This window comes from Acinetobacter guillouiae CIP 63.46, from assembly GCF_000368145.1.
GTDB lineage: Bacteria > Pseudomonadota > Gammaproteobacteria > Pseudomonadales > Moraxellaceae > Acinetobacter > Acinetobacter guillouiae.
In genome coordinates, this window is the sequence record NZ_KB849283.1 from 1,283,999 (window position 1) to 1,304,216 (window position 20,218).

At 39.7% G+C, this 20,218-nt stretch carries 17 protein-coding genes; 7 read left to right on the top strand and 10 right to left on the bottom strand.

Annotated elements, in window-relative coordinates:
• Positions 1 to 25: 25 nt before the first annotated feature.
• The gene (locus F981_RS11155; protein WP_004721561.1) at positions 26 to 1,270 is read right to left on the bottom strand and encodes a hypothetical protein; all 1,245 of its coding nucleotides are present in this window, start codon (positions 1,268 to 1,270) and stop codon (positions 26 to 28) included.
• 183 nt (positions 1,271 to 1,453) lie between these two features.
• A complete protein-coding gene (catM, locus tag F981_RS11160; protein ID WP_004721564.1) occupies positions 1,454 to 2,371 on the bottom strand; it encodes a cis,cis-muconate-binding transcription regulator CatM in 918 nt (305 codons plus the stop codon).
• Between the two features lie 118 nt (positions 2,372 to 2,489).
• On the opposite strand from catM, the gene F981_RS11165 reads away from it, so the two are divergent.
• From F981_RS11165 to F981_RS11195, 7 genes are all read left to right on the top strand, one after another.
• Entirely contained in the window at positions 2,490 to 3,599 is a 1,110-nt protein-coding gene (locus F981_RS11165; protein WP_004721566.1) for a muconate/chloromuconate family cycloisomerase, read from the top strand.
• Positions 3,600 to 3,613: 14 nt separating this feature from the next.
• On the top strand, positions 3,614 to 3,904 hold the full coding sequence (gene catC, locus F981_RS11170) for a muconolactone Delta-isomerase (RefSeq protein ID WP_004721568.1): 291 nt from the start codon (positions 3,614 to 3,616) through the stop codon (positions 3,902 to 3,904).
• 136 nt (positions 3,905 to 4,040) lie between these two features.
• Positions 4,041 to 4,724, top strand: a complete 684-nt coding sequence (locus tag F981_RS11175) for a 3-oxoacid CoA-transferase subunit A (RefSeq protein ID WP_004721570.1) — start codon at positions 4,041 to 4,043, stop codon at positions 4,722 to 4,724.
• Between the two features lie 2 nt (positions 4,725 to 4,726).
• Positions 4,727 to 5,380, top strand: coding sequence for a 3-oxoacid CoA-transferase subunit B (locus tag F981_RS11180; protein WP_004721573.1), 654 nt, complete (start codon positions 4,727 to 4,729; stop codon positions 5,378 to 5,380).
• 155 nt (positions 5,381 to 5,535) lie between these two features.
• The gene (gene pcaF / locus F981_RS11185) at positions 5,536 to 6,750 is read left to right on the top strand and encodes a 3-oxoadipyl-CoA thiolase (protein ID WP_004721575.1); all 1,215 of its coding nucleotides are present in this window, start codon (positions 5,536 to 5,538) and stop codon (positions 6,748 to 6,750) included.
• 10 nt (positions 6,751 to 6,760) lie between these two features.
• Positions 6,761 to 7,558, top strand: a complete 798-nt coding sequence (gene pcaD, locus F981_RS11190) for a 3-oxoadipate enol-lactonase (RefSeq protein ID WP_004721577.1) — start codon at positions 6,761 to 6,763, stop codon at positions 7,556 to 7,558.
• Between the two features lie 274 nt (positions 7,559 to 7,832).
• Complete coding sequence (locus F981_RS11195; RefSeq protein WP_042140770.1) at positions 7,833 to 10,322, top strand: penicillin acylase family protein; 2,490 nt, start codon at positions 7,833 to 7,835, stop codon at positions 10,320 to 10,322.
• Between the two features lie 175 nt (positions 10,323 to 10,497).
• Here the strand turns inward: F981_RS11195 and F981_RS11200 are convergent, their stop codons facing one another.
• The 8 genes from F981_RS11200 to F981_RS11235 all read right to left on the bottom strand — a co-directional run bounded on the left by F981_RS11200 (position 10,498) and on the right by F981_RS11235 (position 20,212).
• Positions 10,498 to 11,985 carry an NAD-dependent phenylacetaldehyde dehydrogenase gene (locus F981_RS11200; protein WP_004721583.1) on the bottom strand — a complete coding sequence of 496 codons (1,488 nt, stop codon included), beginning with the start codon at positions 11,983 to 11,985 and terminating at the stop codon, positions 10,498 to 10,500.
• A 34-nt stretch (positions 11,986 to 12,019) separates the two neighbouring features.
• Positions 12,020 to 13,297, bottom strand: a complete 1,278-nt coding sequence (locus F981_RS11205) for a hypothetical protein (RefSeq protein WP_004721585.1) — start codon at positions 13,295 to 13,297, stop codon at positions 12,020 to 12,022.
• Between the two features lie 83 nt (positions 13,298 to 13,380).
• On the bottom strand, positions 13,381 to 15,696 hold the full coding sequence (tynA, locus tag F981_RS11210) for a primary-amine oxidase (RefSeq protein ID WP_170266081.1): 2,316 nt from the start codon (positions 15,694 to 15,696) through the stop codon (positions 13,381 to 13,383).
• 209 nt (positions 15,697 to 15,905) lie between these two features.
• The gene (feaR, locus tag F981_RS11215) at positions 15,906 to 16,820 is read right to left on the bottom strand and encodes a transcriptional regulator FeaR (protein ID WP_004721588.1); all 915 of its coding nucleotides are present in this window, start codon (positions 16,818 to 16,820) and stop codon (positions 15,906 to 15,908) included.
• Positions 16,821 to 16,964: 144 nt separating this feature from the next.
• On the bottom strand, positions 16,965 to 17,924 hold the full coding sequence (locus F981_RS11220; protein WP_409360505.1) for a p-hydroxyphenylacetate 3-hydroxylase reductase component: 960 nt from the start codon (positions 17,922 to 17,924) through the stop codon (positions 16,965 to 16,967).
• A gap of 65 nt (positions 17,925 to 17,989) precedes the next feature.
• Entirely contained in the window at positions 17,990 to 18,943 is a 954-nt protein-coding gene (locus tag F981_RS11225; protein ID WP_004721592.1) for a PDR/VanB family oxidoreductase, read from the bottom strand.
• 34 nt (positions 18,944 to 18,977) lie between these two features.
• Positions 18,978 to 19,715, bottom strand: a complete 738-nt coding sequence (locus F981_RS11230; RefSeq protein ID WP_004721594.1) for an SDR family NAD(P)-dependent oxidoreductase — start codon at positions 19,713 to 19,715, stop codon at positions 18,978 to 18,980.
• 11 nt (positions 19,716 to 19,726) lie between these two features.
• Complete coding sequence (locus F981_RS11235; protein WP_004721595.1) at positions 19,727 to 20,212, bottom strand: aromatic-ring-hydroxylating dioxygenase subunit beta; 486 nt, start codon at positions 20,210 to 20,212, stop codon at positions 19,727 to 19,729.
• Positions 20,213 to 20,218: the final 6 nt, after the last annotated feature.

Below are 20,218 nucleotides of genomic sequence, written 5' to 3' on the forward strand. Positions count from 1 at the left end.
CCCTTCTCCCGTTGGGCATTGGTATCTACACATCTTTTTGTAGAGACTCTAATGCAATTTCAGCAATCAGCTTAAGGTCATCAACCGAATGTTCAGATAATAATTGTAGTGTATTCAGTAATATTGACAGTCCAGCCAAAATTGCAGGAGCACTTTCCCTTGTTCCTCTTTTTTGTTGCCTTCCTGATAAACGTGTTAGAAAGACTCTAACTCTTGAATTTTTCTCATCATTTTCTCGCTGTATTCGCCAAGTTAATACACATGCCATACTTGCAATTAAGAGTCGTCTTAATATCGCTTGCGGAGTTGTTTGTAGCCATGACTCAATGTCATGGCCCGCCTGTTTTAACAACTTAAAATAGTTTTCTATTTTCCAACGCCAGTAATACCAAGTTACCAATTCTATACTTGGTATTTCTGATGATACATTACTTAATAAGCTCCAACGAGAAAGTGATTTTCCTTGCTTATTTTTAACTTCAACTACAATCAGTCGAACGGTTAATGACTTTCCCTTTTGTGGTGGAATTCTTTTTCCCGTTTCGTCTTTTTGCATTGGTCTTGCATTACGCGTAATACTGATTTGAGTTTCACCAATATAAAGTTGTTCGCAATTCCCTTTATATTGAATTGTATGGGTTTGTGTAGTTGGTATTTGGTCTGATACGTCTCTTAACTTAACATCTTCTCCTTGATATTCAACACGATTTCCTTCTTTACCTCGAATAAGAAATAAATGTTCTTGTTGATTCAATAACCTAAGATGAGCAATTGAATCTCCTTCACGATCAATAATATGTACGAGTTTCTTTTCTATTGGTAAAGACTCAATATGTTCGATTTGTTCACATAGTGCGTTTAAATGGGTTTCTTTTATTTTATGCCCATCAGTAAATGTTGAATAACGTCCAGTAGCATCACATAAAGTTTGATCTAATGGTGCAATGGGTAAACCGGTTTCAGCATCAATTAATAAACTGCTTTGTAATTCATAGCCTTTGTCACTTGCATGTGTTCTTTTGAATCTACTTAACTTGTTGTTATGTTTTAAATATTGTAGTTGAGACCAATCATGAGCAACTAAGGCATAGTGGTGATTCGATAGAGCGATTTGTTCAAGCGCAAGTTTTTGAATAGGCTGATTGAGTTGCTGAAATGAAACGTTTTCGTTATTTAAGAAACGCCAGACTGCTTGGGTGGTAGCAAAGCTAGTCTTTTGGGTAGAGGCAATATCTTTAAGCGCTGGGGCTAATGAAGCAAGTGGATTCATATTAAGTTTTACAAGACGTCCGTAGCGTTTAACTAATCGGTTATCTAAGTGTGGAATGTTAAATTGGAGAGCATGCTCTCCAATTTAACTTAAATAGATTTAATTGTGTAGATACCTATGCCCGTTGGGAGAAGGCTAGGATGAGGGGATTTTATATTGATCTCAGCGCAGGCCTATACTCGATTAATCCCCATCGAGTTGAAGTGGAATCCCTTCTTCTTCAAAGACCTGTCGAATACATTCTAAAATCTTGGGTAAATAAGGACTTTGATCCATATTTCTCACAGCTAATGAAATAGGACTATAGGCCTCTATATCCAAAATCGGAATATAGACCAGATTTTTCATGCCTATTTCACTGGCGCTTTCAGGAATAATGCATATCCCTTCCCCTGACGACACCAACCCCAAAGCCATATGGATTTCTCGAACTTCAACCATATCTTTCGGTACCAAGCCTAATTCGGTAAAAATGGATTGAATCAAGGTTGAGAAATTGGGCTTCTGTGTGGCTGGATAAGAAAAAATAGGTTCATTGATGATTTGCGATAAATAAATACCTTTATCAATATAACTGGTTAAATGATGATTTTTATGCGCGGCTAATTTTAATTTCTCTTTGTACAATAAAATGCGCTTAATCGATGGATCACTAATTCTTAAACGACCAAAGCCTAAATCTATTTTACCGAGTTTGAGTGCTTCGATTTGATCCTTGGTACTGTGCTCAATCAGCTCAACCTGAATGTCAGGGTTATTTTGACGAAATAAATAAATTACCTGAGGCAGTAATGCATACAGCAATGAACTGACATAACCAATACGGACAATTGTATTCATTGAACTAATACGCTTCGCCATAGAGGTGGCTTGCGCAGTATGAGTCAAAATTTGTACCGCATGTTGGTAAAAGAATTGCCCTGCTTCAGTTGTTCTTACTGGACGTGTGCCACGCTCAAATAGAAGAATACCGAGTTCTTCTTCTAACTTTTGAATCTGACGGCTCAATGGCGGTTGAGCAATACATAATTTTTCTGCAGCTTTGGTAATACTCTGCTCTTCGACCACTGTAACGAAATAACGAAGATATCTTAATTCCATCTCTATAAATCCCTTTTATATACCTTTTAAGTATCTAAAAATACCAAAATCGGCCTAGTTAAAGATATTACATTAAATTAGGGTATATAAATAGATTGATACTTAAGAAATAACCACGATGTACAAGTCCATAGAAACGCTGTTAATCGAAATTCCAACAATACGTCCTCACAAGATGGCCGTTGCGACAATGCAAACCCAAACCTTGGTCCTGATTAAAGTCACGACTGAAGATGGTTTAATTGGCTGGGGTGAAGCGACCACAATTGGCGGTTTAGGTTATGGCGAAGAAAGCCCTGAAAGTGTAAAAACCAATATTGAAACCTATTTTGCGCCATTGTTAAAAACGCTGTCTGGTGCCAATATTGCCCAAACAATGCAAGTGATCCATCGTAATATCAACGGTAATCGTTTTGCGAAATGTGCTGTTCAAACTGCATTATTAGATATTCAAGCGCAACGTTTAGGTCAACCCCTGAGTGAGATTCTAGGCGGTCGCTTACGTGACAGTATTCCTGTGCTTTGGGTTTTGGCGTCGGGCAATACCGAAAAAGACATTGCCGAAGCAGAAAAAATGATTGCGTTAAAACGTCACAATGTCTTTAAGTTAAAAATCGGTTCACGTCCTGTTGAACAAGATGTCGAGCATGTATTGGCAATCAAAAAAGCTTTGGGTGCAGACATCTCAATTCGTGTAGACGTTAACCGTGCTTGGTCTGAACTGAATGCAATTAAAGGGATTCAAATGCTTCAAGATGGTGGCGTTGACCTGATTGAACAGCCTTGTGCAATTCATAATATTGATGCTATGCAACGTCTTAGCCGTAAGTTTGATATCGCGATCATGGCAGATGAATCATTAACTGGTCCACAAAGTGCTTATAACTTGGCAAAAACCAATGCAGCCTCAGTCTTTGCGGTAAAAGTTGCGCAATCTGGTGGTCTGATTGAAGCATGCGAAGTCGGTAAAATCGCCAATCTGGCAGGTATTGATCTTTATGGTGGCACTATGCTTGAAGGTCCTGTTGGAACAATTGCCTCAGCACATGCCTTCTCTACATTTAGCAATCTCGCAGCGGGAACTGAATTATTTGGCCCACTGCTACTAACTGAAGAAATTTTAAAAACACCGCTTCAATATGGCAATTTTGAGCTCAAAATTCCAACTGGTCCGGGCCTCGGCATTGAACTAGATGAAGACAAAATCGACAACCTACGTCGTCAATAATTCAAGGAGCTGACATGCTTTTCCAAGTACGAATGGATGTACACATCCCCCTCGATATGCCCGTCGAAAAAGCCAATGAAATTAAAGCAATTGAAAAGGCTTATTCACAAGATTTACAACGTCAAGGGAAATGGCGTCATATCTGGCGTATTACAGGCCAATACTCAAACACCAGTATTTTTGATGTAGAGAGCAATGAAGAACTCCACAATATTTTACAGGGATTGCCTTTATATCCTTATATGAATATCAAAGTGACTGCCTTAAACCGTCATCCGTCTTCAATTCGAGAAGATGACCATTAAGCAGCGGGTGTAAATTCATTGACTAAATAACTGTGAGATAAGTTCTTTCTCACAGTTTTTTAAGTTTCTATACATGTCTATCTTTGCTAATGCGGCATGTATAGAAATTTAAAAACATGGATAAAAGGTTCATCTTATGATTGATAAAAGTAAGCTCTCGTTGTCTGAGGTTCTGTCCCACATCAAAGATGGTGCAACCATTATGATTGGTGGCTTTGGAACAGCAGGACAGCCCGCAGAGCTGATCGATGGGCTGATTGAACTTGGCGTTAAAGATCTGGTGATTGTCAATAACAATGCAGGCAATGGCGATTACGGTCTGGCTAAACTGCTTAAATCGGGTGCAGTCCGTAAAATCATTTGTTCTTTCCCACGTCAGTCTGACTCTTGGGTATTTGATGAACTCTATCATGCGGGCAAGATCGAACTGGAACTGGTTCCTCAAGGTAATCTCGCGTGTCGTATTCAAGCTGCTGGGATGGGTTTAGGTGCAGTGTTTACCCCAACAGGCTTTGGCACCTTATTGGCAGATGGCAAAGAAACCCGTCATATCGATGGCAAAGACTACGTGCTTGAATATCCAATTAAAGCAGACTTTGCACTGATTAAAGCACATCAAGGCGACCGTTGGGGCAACTTGGTTTATAACAAATCAGCACGTAACTTTGGTCCAATCATGGCGATGGCTGCAGATGTCACCATTGCACAGGTTTCAGAGGTGGTTGAACTAGGTCAACTCGATCCTGAACACATTATTACCCCAGGGATTTTTGTTCAGCATGTGGTTGCAGTTGATGCAGCCAATGGTAATGGAGAATAACAATGAGCTACCAAAAACTAAGCCGTGACCAAATTGCTGAACGTGTTGCCCAAGATATTCCCGATGGGGCTTATGTCAATTTAGGCATTGGTTTACCAACCAAGATTTCAAAATATCTGCCAACAGATAAAGATGTATTCCTGCATTCTGAAAATGGTTTATTGGCTTTTGGTCCTCCACCCGCCAAAGGTGAAGAAGATCCTGAGTTGATTAATGCTGGTAAGGAATATGTCACCATGCTAACGGGTGGCTCGTTTTTCCATCATGGTGATTCTTTTGCCATGATGCGAGGTGGACATTTGGATATTGCTGTATTGGGTGCATTCCAAGTGGCGGCTAATGGTGATCTTGCCAATTGGCATACCGGTGCGCCAGATGCGATTCCTGCGGTGGGTGGTGCAATGGATTTGGCTGTAGGGGCCAAGAAAGTCTTTATCACCACAGATCATGTGACTAAGCAAGGTGAACCTAAGATTGTTGAAGAACTGAGCTATCCTGTGACAGGTAAGCATTGTGTTGATCGTATTTATACCGACTTATGCGTGATTGATGTGACCACTGATGGCTTAAAAGTGCTTGAAAAAGTTGCAGGTCTGAGCTTTGAAGAATTACAGGCTTTGACGGGTGCTCATTTGATTGATGCGACACAGGGATAATAAATCCCTCCCTTGCGGAATGATTAAATCTCTCCTAACGGAATGATTAAATCTCCCCTAACCCCTCTTTATGAAAGAGGGGAACTTCTTCTTTTACAAAGAGGTGAGCTGCGGCTGTAGCAGCGCAAGGGAGATTATTTAAGGATATAAACAACATGAAAAACGCTTACATCATAGATGCCATCCGTACCCCATTTGGTCGTTATGCCGGTGGTCTTGCGCCAATACGTGCAGATGACCTCGGTGCAATTCCAATTCAAGCATTGATACAACGTAATCCAACAGTAGATTGGCAGCAAGTCGATGATGTGATCTATGGCTGTGCCAATCAAGCCGGTGAAGACAATCGTAATGTCGGGCGTATGTCAGCATTATTGGCGGGTGTGCCCTATCAAGTGCCAGCAACCACTGTGAACCGTCTATGTGGATCATCACTGGATGCGATTGCCATGGCAGCTCGCGCCATTAAAGCCAATGAAGCAGATTTAATCATTGCCGGTGGTGTAGAAAGCATGAGCCGTGCGCCCTATGTGATGGGCAAGTCGGACAGTGCTTTTGGACGTAGTCAAAAGATTGAAGACACCACCATGGGCTGGCGCTTTATCAATCCAAAACTCAAAGAATTGTATGGTGTGGACAGCATGCCACAAACTGCTGAAAACGTGGCAGAGCAATTCAATATTAACCGTGCGGATCAAGATCAGTTTGCGCTCAACAGCCAGCAACGTACTGCGGCAGCACAAGCTCAAGGCTTTTTCCAAAATGAGATTGTGCCCGTCACTATTCCACAGCGTAAAGGTGATGCTGTGCTTGTGGATACCGATGAGCATCCACGTGCATCAACCACTTTAGCTGCACTGACAAAACTTAAAGGTGTGGTCAAAGCTGATGGTACGGTCACGGCGGGCAATGCCTCTGGGATTAATGATGGTGCAGCGGCGTTATTGATTGCTTCAGATGAAGCTGTAGAAAAATACCAATTAAAACCACGTGGCAAAATTATTGCAGCAACCACGGTGGGTGTAGAACCAAGAATTATGGGCTTTGCACCCGCGCCTGCAATCAAGAAACTGCTTAAACAAGCTGATCTTAGTTTAGCGCAAATGGATGTGATTGAACTGAATGAAGCCTTTGCTGCCCAAGCTTTGGCGGTAACCCGTGATTTAGGTTTGGCAGATGATGATGCACGCGTCAATCCCAATGGTGGTGCAATTGCTTTAGGTCATCCTTTGGGTGCATCAGGTGCCAGACTGGTGACCACTGCCTTAAATCAACTTGAACAGATCAAAGGTGAATATGCCTTATGTTCAATGTGTATTGGGGTAGGTCAAGGTATCGCGCTCATTATTCAACGTGTTGATCAAAATTAAGGAACGAGCAATGCCAACTTTTCAATCAGCGGATGCACAGATTTATTATCAAAGTTTTGGAAACCCTAACTCCCCTGCACTGGTCTTTTCAAATTCCTTAGGGACCAACTATGGCATGTGGCAAAAGCAGTTCAATTATTTTAAAGAACGCTTTTTTGTCATTTGCTATGACACCCGTGGACATGGTTCTTCATCTGCGCCACAAGGTCCTTATACCTTGCCCCAATTGGCTGAAGATGTGATTCGATTACTGGATCATTTAAATATTGAAAAAGCCAGTTTCTGTGGCATTTCTATGGGGGGGTTAACAGGTCAATGGTTAGCCATCCATTATCCACAACGATTTAATGCTGTTGTTATCAGTAATACCGCAGCAAAAATTGGACAAGAACAAGCATGGCTAGATCGTGCCCAACTTGTCCGAGAACAAGGTTTAACCAGCATCGCAGCAACCGCTGCATCACGTTGGTTTACAGATCCCTTTATCCAAAGTCATCCTGCAATTGTCAATAATCTGTGTAACGACTTAAGTGCTGGCAGCGCAATAGGTTATGCCAATTGTTGTGAGGCTTTGGCTAAAGCGGATGTCCGCAATCAACTCAAAAATATCACGATTCCAGTTTTGGTCATTGCAGGAACGCAAGACCCTGTAACTACAGTTGCAGATGGGCAATTTATGCAACAGCACATTCCGCAATCCCAACTTGTGGAAATTCAAGCATCGCATATTTCAAATATTGAATGTCCTGAAGCATTCAATGCTGCACTTGAAAAATTTCTCTCTGAAATTCTTACGACTGAGCTTTGACACTTAATTTTTGACGCAGCATAAAGGGATAGAACATATCCCTTTATTTTTTGGCATTTCATCAAGACTTGAGAAAGCATATTTAAAATAAAATGATGAGATAAAATTAAGTCTATTTATTTAAAAGTATAAATATATACCCACAAAGTAATAGAAAATTACATATAAAAATAACAATCATTTTATTTATTCAGGACCTGTATATCGATAAATCTACTGTTTTTAGAAAACATCTAAAAGCATTTATTTCCCAACACTCTATTTCTCAACAATAATGAAAAGGATATTTCAATTGAAAAAAAGCCCCTCAAATAATCAACTGAGCGATAAACACCACTTAATCAAATTAGGTGTTTTAAGTTGTTTATTACTTGCAGGATGTAGTTCATCCTCTCGTTTAGAATCAAACCCAGTGCAAAAACAGGTCACGATTCAACGTGACAATTTTGGCACACCGCATGTCTATGCCAAGGATACTTATGGTCTTTTTTATGGCTATGCTTATGCAGTCGCAACTGATCGTTTATTTCAAATGGAAATGTCAAAACGTACAGGTTTAGGCACTGTTGCTGAAGTGCTCGGTCCCGATTATCTACAATATGATATTGCAACCCATAGTCGCTTTAATCCTGAACAGATTAAACAACAAATTGCCCGACTTTCTCCTGAAGATCGTGCCATTTTCGATGGCTATGCCGCTGGTTTTAATAAGCGTGTCCAAGAGGTCTTAGCCAATCCGGAGCTGTTGCCTAAAGAATTTATTGATTATGACTTTAAACCATCGACATGGCAGCAAGAAGATATCGCAATGGTCTGGGTGGGCTTAATTCTCAATCGCTTTTTTTCAGCCAGTTTAGAAGTCTCAAACTTAGATTTACTGACTCAACTACAAAAAGAAAAAGGTCAAGAAACAGGATTAAAAGTTTATCAGCAATTACGTTGGCTAGATGATCCGAGTGCTCCTACAATTATTCAATCTAAAGCAAAACCACAAGTTTCAGCACATCAGCAACACATGTTAAAAGGTATAGCGCCTATCTCAGACCAAGCAGCCAAAAACTATTTAGCTCAAGCGCGTATTGCATTGGGTAAAAGTGTGGTTGATGGCGTCCCTACAGCCAGTAATGCCTGGGTGGTCAAAGGAGATAAAACGGTAGAAGGCCAAACGGTTTTATATAATGGCCCTCAACAAGGCTGGTACACGCCTGCCATTACTTATGCGGTTGGGTTACATGGTGCTGGCTATAATCTCACCGGGATTACCCCCGTCGGTCTACCTGCAATTCTATTTGGAACCAATGGAAAAATTGCTTGGGGTTCAACTGTCGGTTCGCTTGATACCAATGACGTCTATCAACTCAGCTTAAATCCGAGTAATTCAAAACAGTACCGCTATCAAGGCAGTTATATTCCCTTTGAACATCAACAGATCAAAATTAAAGTCCGTAATCAACCAGACCATGTTTTAGATGTGTATCAAAGTAAACAGGGCTTTGTCAGCACATGGGATGAAAAAAATCATACCGCCTATGCACAAAAACGTAGCTGGGAAGGTGTAGAGATTGAAACATTACTGGGCTGGGCCAATGCAGCAAAAGCGAGCAACTGGCAAGAATTCCTAGATCAAGCCAAACGTGTCGCGGCTTCGATTACGTGGTTTTATGCCGATACCCAAAATAATATTGGTGTCGCTGCATTGGGGCGTTTACCGATCCGCCCTGAAAACCAGCATATTCAACTGCCTGCTCAAGGTGATGGCTCAATGGAATGGCAGGGTTTCTATGATTTCTCACATAATCCCAAAGCCTATAACCCTGAAAAAGGCTATATTAGCAGTTGGAACAATAAAGCTTATGCGGATTTACGTTCCGATTCCTCCAACTTCTCTCATGTTGACCGTGTCAATGAACTGATTGAACCCCTAGAAAGTAAAGCAAAATTAAGCCAACAAGACATTTGGGATATCAATAAAATGGGCGCTTGGTCGGATCTGAATGCGCGTTATTTTATTCCCTATATGGTCAAAGCTGCGCAAAGCCCAAACGCATCACCTCTGGCAAAGAAAGTTGCCCCAATATTGGCGGGTTGGGACTTCAAACTTCGTCCTGACAGTGAGGCTAAATTCTATCAAGGCGCAGCACCTGTCATTATGCGTACATGGCTCAATCAAATGATTGAATTGGTGCTTAAACCGAATCTATCTGAAAATATTTATGCACGTTACACAGATACCCTTTACCCAGTAAATAATGACCCACGAAGTACACAACCGGCCAATGCATCCAAACTTATCTGGAATGCACTGCAAGGCAAACAAGCCAGTGTTGCTCAAACCGTTGATTTCTTAAAAGGACAATCAGCAGATGATGTGGTGTTAACTGCCTTGGAAAACACCTTAATTCAGCTTTCAAAACAATATCATTCAGACCAACCCAATGATTGGAAAATTCCTGTTGCCACAATGGGATTCTCCAACAAAAACTCAGTGGGTATTCCATGGGCTGATCAGGCGCATCAACAACAGCTGAGCACCTATGGGAATACAGGGAGTGCAACCTTTAGAGTGGTACTCAATCCCAATCAAGTCGGCATGTGTTCAATTCTTGCACCTGGTCAAAGTGGATTTATTCATCGCAATGGAAAGACCGATGCACACTTTGCCGATCAGCTCCCATTATTTGAAAACTATCAATGTAAGGATGATGCGGTAAGCCAAAAGCAAATTGATCAAGCAACACAACAAAGTATGACTTTAACTTATTAATTTTTACTCGAAACAGCCCAATATATAGATATATTGGGCTGTTTAAATTTTAAAGCTTGTTCAACTTATATATTTTCAGAACTTATCAAGCCTATATTCGCAATCAGTAGATCACTGGAAGCGATATCACTCTTTTTAGACTGTGCTACCTACTTTTAAATATCTATGTACATTTTTAATAGCGAATCATCACTGATTTTAATTCAGTGAAATCTTCAATAAATGCATCTGAAAACTCTCGACCAGTTCCTGAAGCTTTCACACCACCAAATGGAACCGACGGATCTAAAAAAGTATGCATATTGACCCATAAAGTACCCGCTTCAATTTTCGGTATTAAACGCAAAGCTTTGGACAAATCATTGGTCCAAATACTTGCGGTTAAACCAAATCGAGAATGATTCATCAGCTGAATGAGTTCTTCATCCGTTTCAAATGGCATTAATCCTACAATTGGACCAAAGGTCTCTTCTAAAAATAATGGATCATCAATCGCTTTTAAAGAAATTAAAGTCGGTTCGACAAAATAACCTGTTTGTTGCAAAGTATCTCCACCAGCAATAATTTGATTATTGGCTTTGGCCAAATCTAAATAATGCTTTACTTTATCAAAGTGAGGTCGGTTAGACAGCGGACCAAACATACTGCTTTCATCCATAGCCGATCCAATTTTAAATTGAGATAATGCTTTAGAAAGCTTTGCAACAAGCTCATCATATTTTGTCTGATGCACAAAAAACCGTTCTGGCGATGCACATACTTGGCCTTGATGCACAAAAGTTGCTTGTATCAAGGTAGGTAAAATCTCATCTATATTTGCATCAGCCAAAATGGCAATCGCATTTTTACCCCCCAACTCCAAGCTAACACGAGTTAAATCACTGCTCATCGCAAGCTTACCAATAGCAATCCCCGTAGGTACTGAGCCTGTGAAAGAAACCTTTTTAACCAAGGGTGACTCAATCAGATATTGCCCAGTTTCGCCTTTACCCGTCACAACATTGATCACACCTGCTGGAATACCCGCTTCAATTGCTAACTCAGCTAAACGTAGCAATGACAAACTGGCAAATTCACTGGGTTTCAGCACAATGCTACAGCCTGTTGTTAAAGCTGAACCAATTTTCCAAATGCCAATCATGAGTGAAAAATTCCACGGAACAATACCCGCGACGACCCCAACAGGCTGCCTTAAGGTAAATGCGGTATATTTTTCACCTTGTGTAGAAGGAATAGAAGGTTGCATGGTTTGTCCATGAATCTTGGTGGCCCAACCAGCAAAATATCTTAAAAAAATAATAGATTGTGCCACTTCAAGATGACGGGAAATATGAATTAATTTTCCAGTAGACAAAGACTCTAGTTGCGCAAGTTCCTCAGCATATTGCTCAATTAAATCTGCCAATTTATTTAGTTTTACACCACGTTGATACGGTGTCGTTTCAGCCCAAGCATTTTGAAAAGCATGATCTGCACTGGATACTGCATCTACAACATCTTGTTGACTAGCGATACTGATCTGAGCAATGACTTGTTCGGTAGAAGGGTTTACAATATCAACTTTATTTGAATGTTGAGCAGCAACCCACTTTCCGTCAATAAAATGTCCATGCGCTCTATTCAAAAAAGTCTGTACGCTATCTAATATTTTGACTTCATTCATTTTTATTCCTCACACTTAACTTTAAAGGGCTTAATTAATAGATATATTGCAAAATCAATTGAGCATATAGATTGGTCTTATCATCATAGTTCTGAGTACCGCCACTATGGATATCTTGCTTTGGTTTATACAGCCCAATGAGCGGAATAACGGTAACGTTTTTATTTACAGACCAGACCGAAAACACATCCAACTCATGTCCATCAACATTTGTTAAAGCTTTATTTACTGTTTTAAACTTATGTGCCAAAGCACCTAATATAAAATTTTCTTTTAAATTCATCATGTAAGATATTTGATGAATATCGGCATTTTTATTGAAAGGACCCGCATAGTTTCCAGCAACCTCCCCCTGAAACCATGTTCCAAATCCCACGGTATTTCCATAAAACATGGGATCATATTGGTCTGAAAAACGACTAAAGCGATAGCCTAGCGAAGGCGTATATTTTGAGGATAAAAAGTTATAGTTCAGTCCTAAATAACCTGCATTTTCTTGGTGTTCCTTTTTGTCTTGAACAACAAATTCAGATTTAATTTGTAATTCTGGTAACAGTTGATAATTCAAACGTAAAGCATAATTTTTAAGATCTTCCCGCCCTGAAATATGCTCGGCATCGTCAAGATCTAATACATTTAAGTAAGTAAATCCGATACCTTTATCATTAAGTTGATACATCAGATCAGTTACAAAGAGTTCTGATGAAAATTGTGCTTTATTATTCGATTTTAAATAGGCCAGTTTTAAGGTTGTATGATCTTGCAATTTATATTGCAGCAGACTGGTAAAATCAAAACTGCGTCGTGCCGCCAGATAATAGGCCCCTCCACGGTCTAATGCGCCATCTGCGGGTAGTTTCCCAAGGTTTAATGCATCACCAGCAATAAAAAAACCGTCCCCAATCATTATATTTTGTCGACCAATACTTAAATCATATGTGGTCAATTGATCTTTATGAGTACCATCTTTAAAACCAATGACCCATTCATTCACATCAGTTTTACGTTCTTTACCATTACTATTTTGTCCTGCATCCCCCTCTCCAAATGTGGCTGAGCTAATCCCACTCAAACCTGCATAGAGTTGGTTGTTATTCAATGTGTATTGTCCTTTTGCACCATATTTAAGATGCCCTTCTTGCCAATTTATTCTTTGCTCAGCTATGTTTTCACCGTTATAACTTTTCCCACTGCTAAAAGCACCCAAGGTGACTTCAAACATCGGTTGGATTTCTATTTCGCTTGCATAGACAGTTGAAAAAATTGAGACAAAGAGAGTCCCTCTCATCACTTGAGAAAGTAGCGTTTTCATACAAAATTCCTTTTTGTGAACGGTCTACAAGACGCTAAGTTTTGGGTAACTTATTGGTTACCCATACTTGCTGATTGGCATCTTTAGTGATGCTCATGCTGGGTATTTTCTTTTTCATCACCCAAGTTCAAGGTCGGTGTATTGTCAAAGAAATTCCACGGTTTGATTAAGGTATAAACCCATTCTGTTGGCATAATTGGCCATTCTTCAGCACGTGCTACATGGGTTGTTCCTGTCGTCATCCAGACCACAAGGTCTTTATTCTCAATATTGTCATTGTTACGAATAAACTGTCCTAAACCAGTATCTTGCGTTGAGCGATTTGAATATTTACCTTCAGGGTAGCGTTCATCAGCATTGTACTGCGTCACCCAAATTTGCTTATCCATAAAATTCAGACGTTTAAATAACCATTCATCTTTGGCAAAATTTGCCCCCTTCGCCACAGGGTGTGTACCGCCAGCAAACGGAATCAGCTGATAAGAAACTGGGTTACCGAGTTTATTTTCCTTATTAAAGTTGGTTAGCAAACGAATAGTCGACGGATCAAACTTTTCAGCAGCGTTTTGCTCATTGCTAATCACCTGACTGTCAATTTGCATCGTACTTGTACGAACACCACCTCTGTCATTTACCTTCACGACAGGGTCCATATGCATAAAACTATTATTTTCCCCATCGACATCCAGATCTAAACGGAAGTTATAGATATGTTGATGCGTGGTACCAACAATATTATGGTCAATTAACGTGCCGTATTTAGTGTCTTCTTTGGCAGTACTGTCATGCATAGTTCGCGCTTTAACCCCTTTAACAGCTTCAATTCCTGTTGCACCAGCATTAATTCCAATGACACCATTTTGAGCAAATACCCAATCAAACATGTAATCGTAGTTTCCAACCGTACTAATCCAGCGCACCACAAGCTCACGGCGGGCTTCACTTGCATCCTGATCACCAAAAATTTCTTGATGCTTATACTCAGGTCCAGCGTATCGCTCAAAAATTGCGATCGCATTTGGAATAACTTGAGGCTGCCCTTTGTAGTCAGCAATCACGGCATCCAGTAAAACCGCATTTTCTGGCGCATCTGTACCCAGTTGAATCGATGAAGTTAGTGTTCCCATACCATACTCACCTGAGTCTAGATAAGATTTAAAGTACCATCCCATATCTGGGTCACCATATGGAACAACCATTCCACCAAGGTTGCCCTCATACATGACTTTACGCTTTACACCCTTATCTTTATAAGTCACGGTTGAAAGCTGTAGGCCAACACGAGAATCAAGTCCAACATGGAAACACCAGTTTCCCCAATGTACAGTCTGTCCAGTAATTGTGAAGTTTTTACCTTCAGGTTCAATAATGTTCAGTGGTTTAATTTTCGGGGGTTGCGTATTTTTAGTCGCATAAGGTCGATCTGCCATCGGAACGGGAATCATTGCCCCTTCTTCAATTTTAATAATTTTTTCTTTATCTAGATCAACCACAGCAACTAAATTTTCAATAGGATGTGCCCAATAATTACCATCGCCTGTATCTAGATATGACACAACTTTTAAAACGTTGAGTTGTTTGTCTAAACCATCCTTACCGCCAAAATATCCAACAGTTAAAGGATTGGTAATGACCTTTTTAACATCTGTTACGCCTCGTTTACGTAAAGCTTCCTGATATTCTTTGCTTGACTCAATCACACGCTGGACTGTCTCGAAGTTATCTAGCAGGATCATTCCATGTGTATCTTTTAATACATTCCATTTTGTAACTTGCTGAGTATGAAGGTTCACCTCACCTTCAATCGCTTGATTACCTTTTAATAAAATAAAAGATGCTATGCGGTCTTCTTTATAGTCTTTGTGGTTAATAAAATAATCCCACACTTTGGCTTTTTCAGGTTCTTTCAGCTTTAACTCGGCAAAACGCATATTTTTATAGGCATATTTTGAGCGATTAATGCTCTCAAATGTTTTTTTGATTTCTTCTGTATTTAAACTATTGAGTGGGTGAAACGTGTTTTCAATTTTAAATGTTTGATCTAATCCAGACTGAAATACTTCATTGAAAAAGTCTTTGCCAATTACAGGCTTACCCTCTTTAATAATTAATGGCACACTTAACTTTAACGACTTACCATTGACTAAAACCTGATCTGAATTTGGTTTAGCTCTCACCACTATAGAGCCTTTGCTGATCATATATGTATTGGTAAAATCATCTTTTACAACTTTAGCGCCTTGCTCGCTCATATTTTGATATAAAGGGACTAATTCTGCCTGTCCACCATGCGCATAAGCTTGTGTGTTCAGCCCCCAAAAGCTTGCAGCTATAGATAAGTTAAGCGCCAATATTTTTTGTATATCATTGAATAATCGTTGTTTACGCATCAGTTTCATCCTTTTCATCTATCCCTAAACTATCTAAGATAGATAGTTAAATGCACGTTCCTATGTGTGAAATTCGTGAGATAAACTGAATATTTTTAAGTTTATTCAGTCGTTCCTAACTGTTCTCATCGATTTAATTTCAACACACTTGCATGGGGCTAGCTTGTTCAGGAATGACCTCGAACTTGTCTAGAAGTGACATCAAAAAAACAAAAGACTTAAGTCAAGACATGCTCTCTAAATTCTTTAGGAGAGACACCATAATTCTTTTTAAAGATTTTTGAAAAATGCGCGCCATCCCAAAATCCCCATTTCAAGGCAATTTGGGTAATCGAGCTTTGCTTATTTTTTTTATCAAGCAAATCTGCTTTAATTTTTTCTAAGCGTTTGAGCTGTATATACTTGTTAATCGATAAATTTTCTTGAAGAAATAATCGATAAAGATGCCGTAACGATACACCAATATGCTCAGCAATCAGCTTAGGTGTCAGATCTGGTTTGGCTAAACTTTCAATAATATAGCGCTCTGCTTTTTCCATAAGATTATTTGAATCATGCATATTTTTATAATTAATTGTCGGCTTGATTAAAGCAATCAAGGCATCTTCAAAAGCATTGCCATCTTCAGTTGCATACCAAAGTTTAATGTTTTCAGCAGACATATTTTTCATAATATTTTTAAGTAAAAAACCACTCATATTTTGCGTAATGAGTTTGCCAAAATATTCAGAACTAATATTTTCTTTCAACAATTTTTCCCGCGACAGATGCACAGAAATTTGACTGACTAAGCCTTGTGGAAACATAGAAATTGTTTCAACTGGGTCGAGTAATACAATATCGCCCTCATTGAGACTCAAGGTTTCATTTTTATAGTTCAACTGTATTTTGCCCGAATACTGCAAAATCAAAAAACAAAAACGATTATTTACTCGATCGATTTCATCCGCTTTTCGGACAATTTTGTTTGCATTATTTTTAATAAAAGCGATCTCAGTATCGCCCAATAAAAAACATTCGACTTCGCCAATGAACAAATCACGTGTACCATCAAAATCTGTTTCAAAATTACCGCAAACATTTTTGATATTACGCGTCCAAGTTATTAGTGCATCACGTACATATTGGTTCATCCGCTCACTTCCTTGTTTTACGGTTTAAACTGTTCAAAAATCGATATTAAATATACTTCTCGCTCATAAATTCTTTTGTTTATTATATAAATAGCGAATAGTCTAAAGCTGATAGACCCTTACAACCTATCAGCTTGTTAAGCCTTATACAATCCCCGCAATATCCTTTAAAATTTTAATAAAAATTTCCTTTTCATTTTCAGGATATTTTTCAAAAACTTCATTTTGATGGCTATCGGCAATATCAAACAGATAATGTGCGGTTTTCTTGCCCTTTTCCGTTAACTTAAAAAAACCTTCCGTTTCAATCAATAAACCATCTTTTTTTAAGATAAGCGCAGCTTGTTCGATCTCACGCATCGGCATGGCAATATCACGTGGTAAATCTGCTTTATTGGATGCGGTACCACTGCCTAACACCAATAATAATCTTGCTTCACTGGTGCGAAATCCAGTGATTAACTGCTTCGGAATATAATCGGTCTGATAAAATTTAAACGCCCGACTCATTAAATAACAGACATTACTATATAAATGCCCTTGGTGTAATTCGCCTAAGTCTTCTGCTTTTACAGTATCTTTGAGCTGTAATAATGGATGAGGAATCACACCTGAATACGCACCTTGGTGATACACCAACGGACTACGCCCTTGATCATGAAACTTAACGACTTTGCCAATAATAATCCAGTGATCACCACCTTCAATAATTTCATGTCGTTCACATTCAAACACTGCTGAACAATGGTCTAGAACTGGTGATTGACCTGCACCAACCTGATAACTTGTACCTTCATACTTATCGATATTGCGACGGGAAAATTTATTGGATAACTCAATTTGAGAACCCGATAAAATATTTACCGCAAAATGCGTAGCTTGCTCAAATACAGAAAAACTCGATGATTTTTTATCGATACTCCATAAAATGAGTGGTGGGTCTAAAGACACTGAATTAAAACTATTTGCAGTGACTCCAACCTTCTCACCTTGCTCATTTTGTGCCGTAACAATGGTCACACCTGTAGCAAAATTACCCAATGCCCGTCTAAATTGCATTGGATCTATTTTGATTTCATCCATTGATTTTAATGAATTCATTATTCTCTCCTGAATCTTTTATCCTATTTAGCTCGGTATCTGAAATTGCTTAGTCCTGTTAAAAGCAATTAAATATCCAGTACCAATCGTGCTGACTTTGCACGGGAACAGCACACCAGTATTTGTTCATTACTAGCTTTTTCTTCATCAGTAAAATACACATCGCGATGATCAGGCTCACCTTCGATCACATCGCACATACAGGTTCCGCAGACGCCCTGTTCGCAAGACATTTCAATCTCAATCCCTTCACGTGCCAGTGCTTGCAGAATGGTTTCTTCGGCATTGACCATGATGATCTTGCCACTACGCTCAGCAACAACTTCAAATGCATCACCGTTGGTTTCAACCTCAACCTGAAAATATTCCTTATGAATCTGTTGCTCAGGAAAATTTTGTGTCAAAGCCAAATTAATCACCCAATCCATAAATCCATTGGGACCACAGGTATAGATATGGCTTGCTTTGTCTATGTCCTGAATGGCAGATTGAAAAAACTCACGATGGCTGGCCCCTTCCGATTTAAAATGAAAGGTGGTAAATGGCGCCAATACACTATTTCTAATTTCATCAACAAAGGCACATTGCTCTGGGCTTGCCCCGCAATAATGCAGTTCAAAAGATGCGTTTTCTTGTACCAATTGATAGGCCATGGTGATCAAAGGGGTAATTCCAATCCCCCCACCCACCAGTACAGCATGTTTGGCTTTGACTAATGGAAACAGGTTTTTGGGTTCACTGACCTGTATTTGCATACCATCTTTTAAATCATCAAAAGCCGATACTGAACCACCACGCGATTCTGGATCACGTAAAATCCCCAGTCTGAATATGCCAACATCCTTTGGGTTTTGGCATAGTGAGTACTGACGCACCATACCATTGGGTAAGTGCACATCAATATGCGCACCTGCTTCAATTTTTGGTAATGTGGCAGAATTTGCAGATTCAAACTCCATGACTGCAACATTCCCACCTTCTACATGACGGTTTCTGACAACCACGTTATAGAGTGTAGCCATGATTTATCTCCCTTTTATGCATCTCGCCCAAGGCTTAACGCATAAATAATCCACCGTTAATATCCCACGTCGCCCCAGTGACAAATGCAGCGCTTGGGCTTGCCAACAAGGCACAGGTTTCAGCAATAAATTCCATGCTACCTAATGCTTTGACTGGGATATTTTGAATAAATTGCGCCATTTTCTCGTCAGATACCACACTGTGTACAATCGGTGATTCCATTGGCCCAGGTGCTATGGCGTTTACAGTCACGCCTTTAGCAGCAAACTCTTTGGCAAAGATTTTGGTCAAAGTCACAATTGCACCTTTGGTTGCAGCATAGTGTGCTCCTGTTGCAGTACCTCCATTTTGTCCTGCCAATGAAGCCATATTGACGATACGGCCATAGCCTTGATCTGCCATATATTTGCCAATAATCTGACACGCTTGAAAGGTTCCTCGCTGATTCACTTGGGTGATCCAGTCAAAGTCAGCTGCAGTAATCTCTAAAACAGGAGTTGCCTTAGTGACCGTCGCATTATTAATCAACACATCCAATTTGCTGAATTTTTTTTGAATCCACTGCACTGCAGCATGAAAATCTTGCTCAACTGAAATATCCAGTTTTAACGCAAACATATTCTCCGCATTAGGACTACGTGCTTTGGCATTTTCAGCCTTTTCTAAGCTGCTGGCAGAGACAATCACTTGATGCCCCTGTGCTGCAAAATATTCGGCGATCACATTCCCTAAACCAGATGCTGCGCCCGTGACTAAAACAACCTGTTTCATTTTTTGCGCTCCTAGAGGATGTAACTGATACCCGCCAAAGTATCGGTCGAGTTGACTAAGTTGATAATTTTACGATTGATCTTAAAGCCTTGTTCTGGATCACGAACCAAATGAAAAATCACATCTGCGGTGTAATGTTTCAAGCTTTCCTTACGGAATTCACGAAGGTTTTGTGCACAGCGTAAAATGATTTCACCATCCTCATCTTTTACGACACGGATACGTGACACGCTACGGACGGTATTGGCTTTGGGTGCAGTCGAAATCGCTTCACCATTTTCCAAACGTTCGACCCGTAATGTACGCATATGATTATTGTCATAGGCATAGTTCAAATTATTTTCATAATCCTTGAGTGTCGGATCAATCGGAATGATATACACGCCTTTTTCATTCCAGAGATTGAGCCATTCACGGTATTCACTGTGGTCTAACATGTCAGCTTCAGCCCAAACAAAAGCAGTCACTTCATTTAATAATTGCAAATTCATGTTCATGCTACT

Excerpts from the sequence above, each read along its gene's own strand:
- feaR (WP_004721588.1), bottom strand. The coding sequence starts at position 16,820 with ATGAACCAATATGTACGTGATGCACTAATAACTTGGACGCGTAATATC.
- F981_RS11225 (WP_004721592.1), bottom strand. The coding sequence starts at position 18,943 with ATGGCTACACTCTATAACGTGGTTGTCAGAAACCGTCATGTAGAAGGT.
- catC (WP_004721568.1), top strand. The coding sequence starts at position 3,614 with ATGCTTTTCCAAGTACGAATGGATGTACACATCCCCCTCGATATGCCC.
- F981_RS11235 (WP_004721595.1), bottom strand. The coding sequence starts at position 20,212 with ATGAACATGAATTTGCAATTATTAAATGAAGTGACTGCTTTTGTTTGG.
- F981_RS11175 (WP_004721570.1), top strand. The coding sequence starts at position 4,041 with ATGATTGATAAAAGTAAGCTCTCGTTGTCTGAGGTTCTGTCCCACATC.
- F981_RS11195 (WP_042140770.1), top strand. The coding sequence starts at position 7,833 with ATGAAAAGGATATTTCAATTGAAAAAAAGCCCCTCAAATAATCAACTG.
- F981_RS11180 (WP_004721573.1), top strand. The coding sequence starts at position 4,727 with ATGAGCTACCAAAAACTAAGCCGTGACCAAATTGCTGAACGTGTTGCC.
- catM (WP_004721564.1), bottom strand. The coding sequence starts at position 2,371 with ATGGAATTAAGATATCTTCGTTATTTCGTTACAGTGGTCGAAGAGCAG.
- F981_RS11230 (WP_004721594.1), bottom strand. The coding sequence starts at position 19,715 with ATGAAACAGGTTGTTTTAGTCACGGGCGCAGCATCTGGTTTAGGGAAT.
- F981_RS11155 (WP_004721561.1), bottom strand. The coding sequence starts at position 1,270 with ATGAATCCACTTGCTTCATTAGCCCCAGCGCTTAAAGATATTGCCTCT.
- pcaD (WP_004721577.1), top strand. The coding sequence starts at position 6,761 with ATGCCAACTTTTCAATCAGCGGATGCACAGATTTATTATCAAAGTTTT.
- F981_RS11200 (WP_004721583.1), bottom strand. The coding sequence starts at position 11,985 with ATGAATGAAGTCAAAATATTAGATAGCGTACAGACTTTTTTGAATAGA.
- tynA (WP_170266081.1), bottom strand. The coding sequence starts at position 15,696 with ATGAAACTGATGCGTAAACAACGATTATTCAATGATATACAAAAAATA.
- F981_RS11205 (WP_004721585.1), bottom strand. The coding sequence starts at position 13,297 with ATGAAAACGCTACTTTCTCAAGTGATGAGAGGGACTCTCTTTGTCTCA.
- F981_RS11165 (WP_004721566.1), top strand. The coding sequence starts at position 2,490 with ATGTACAAGTCCATAGAAACGCTGTTAATCGAAATTCCAACAATACGT.
- pcaF (WP_004721575.1), top strand. The coding sequence starts at position 5,536 with ATGAAAAACGCTTACATCATAGATGCCATCCGTACCCCATTTGGTCGT.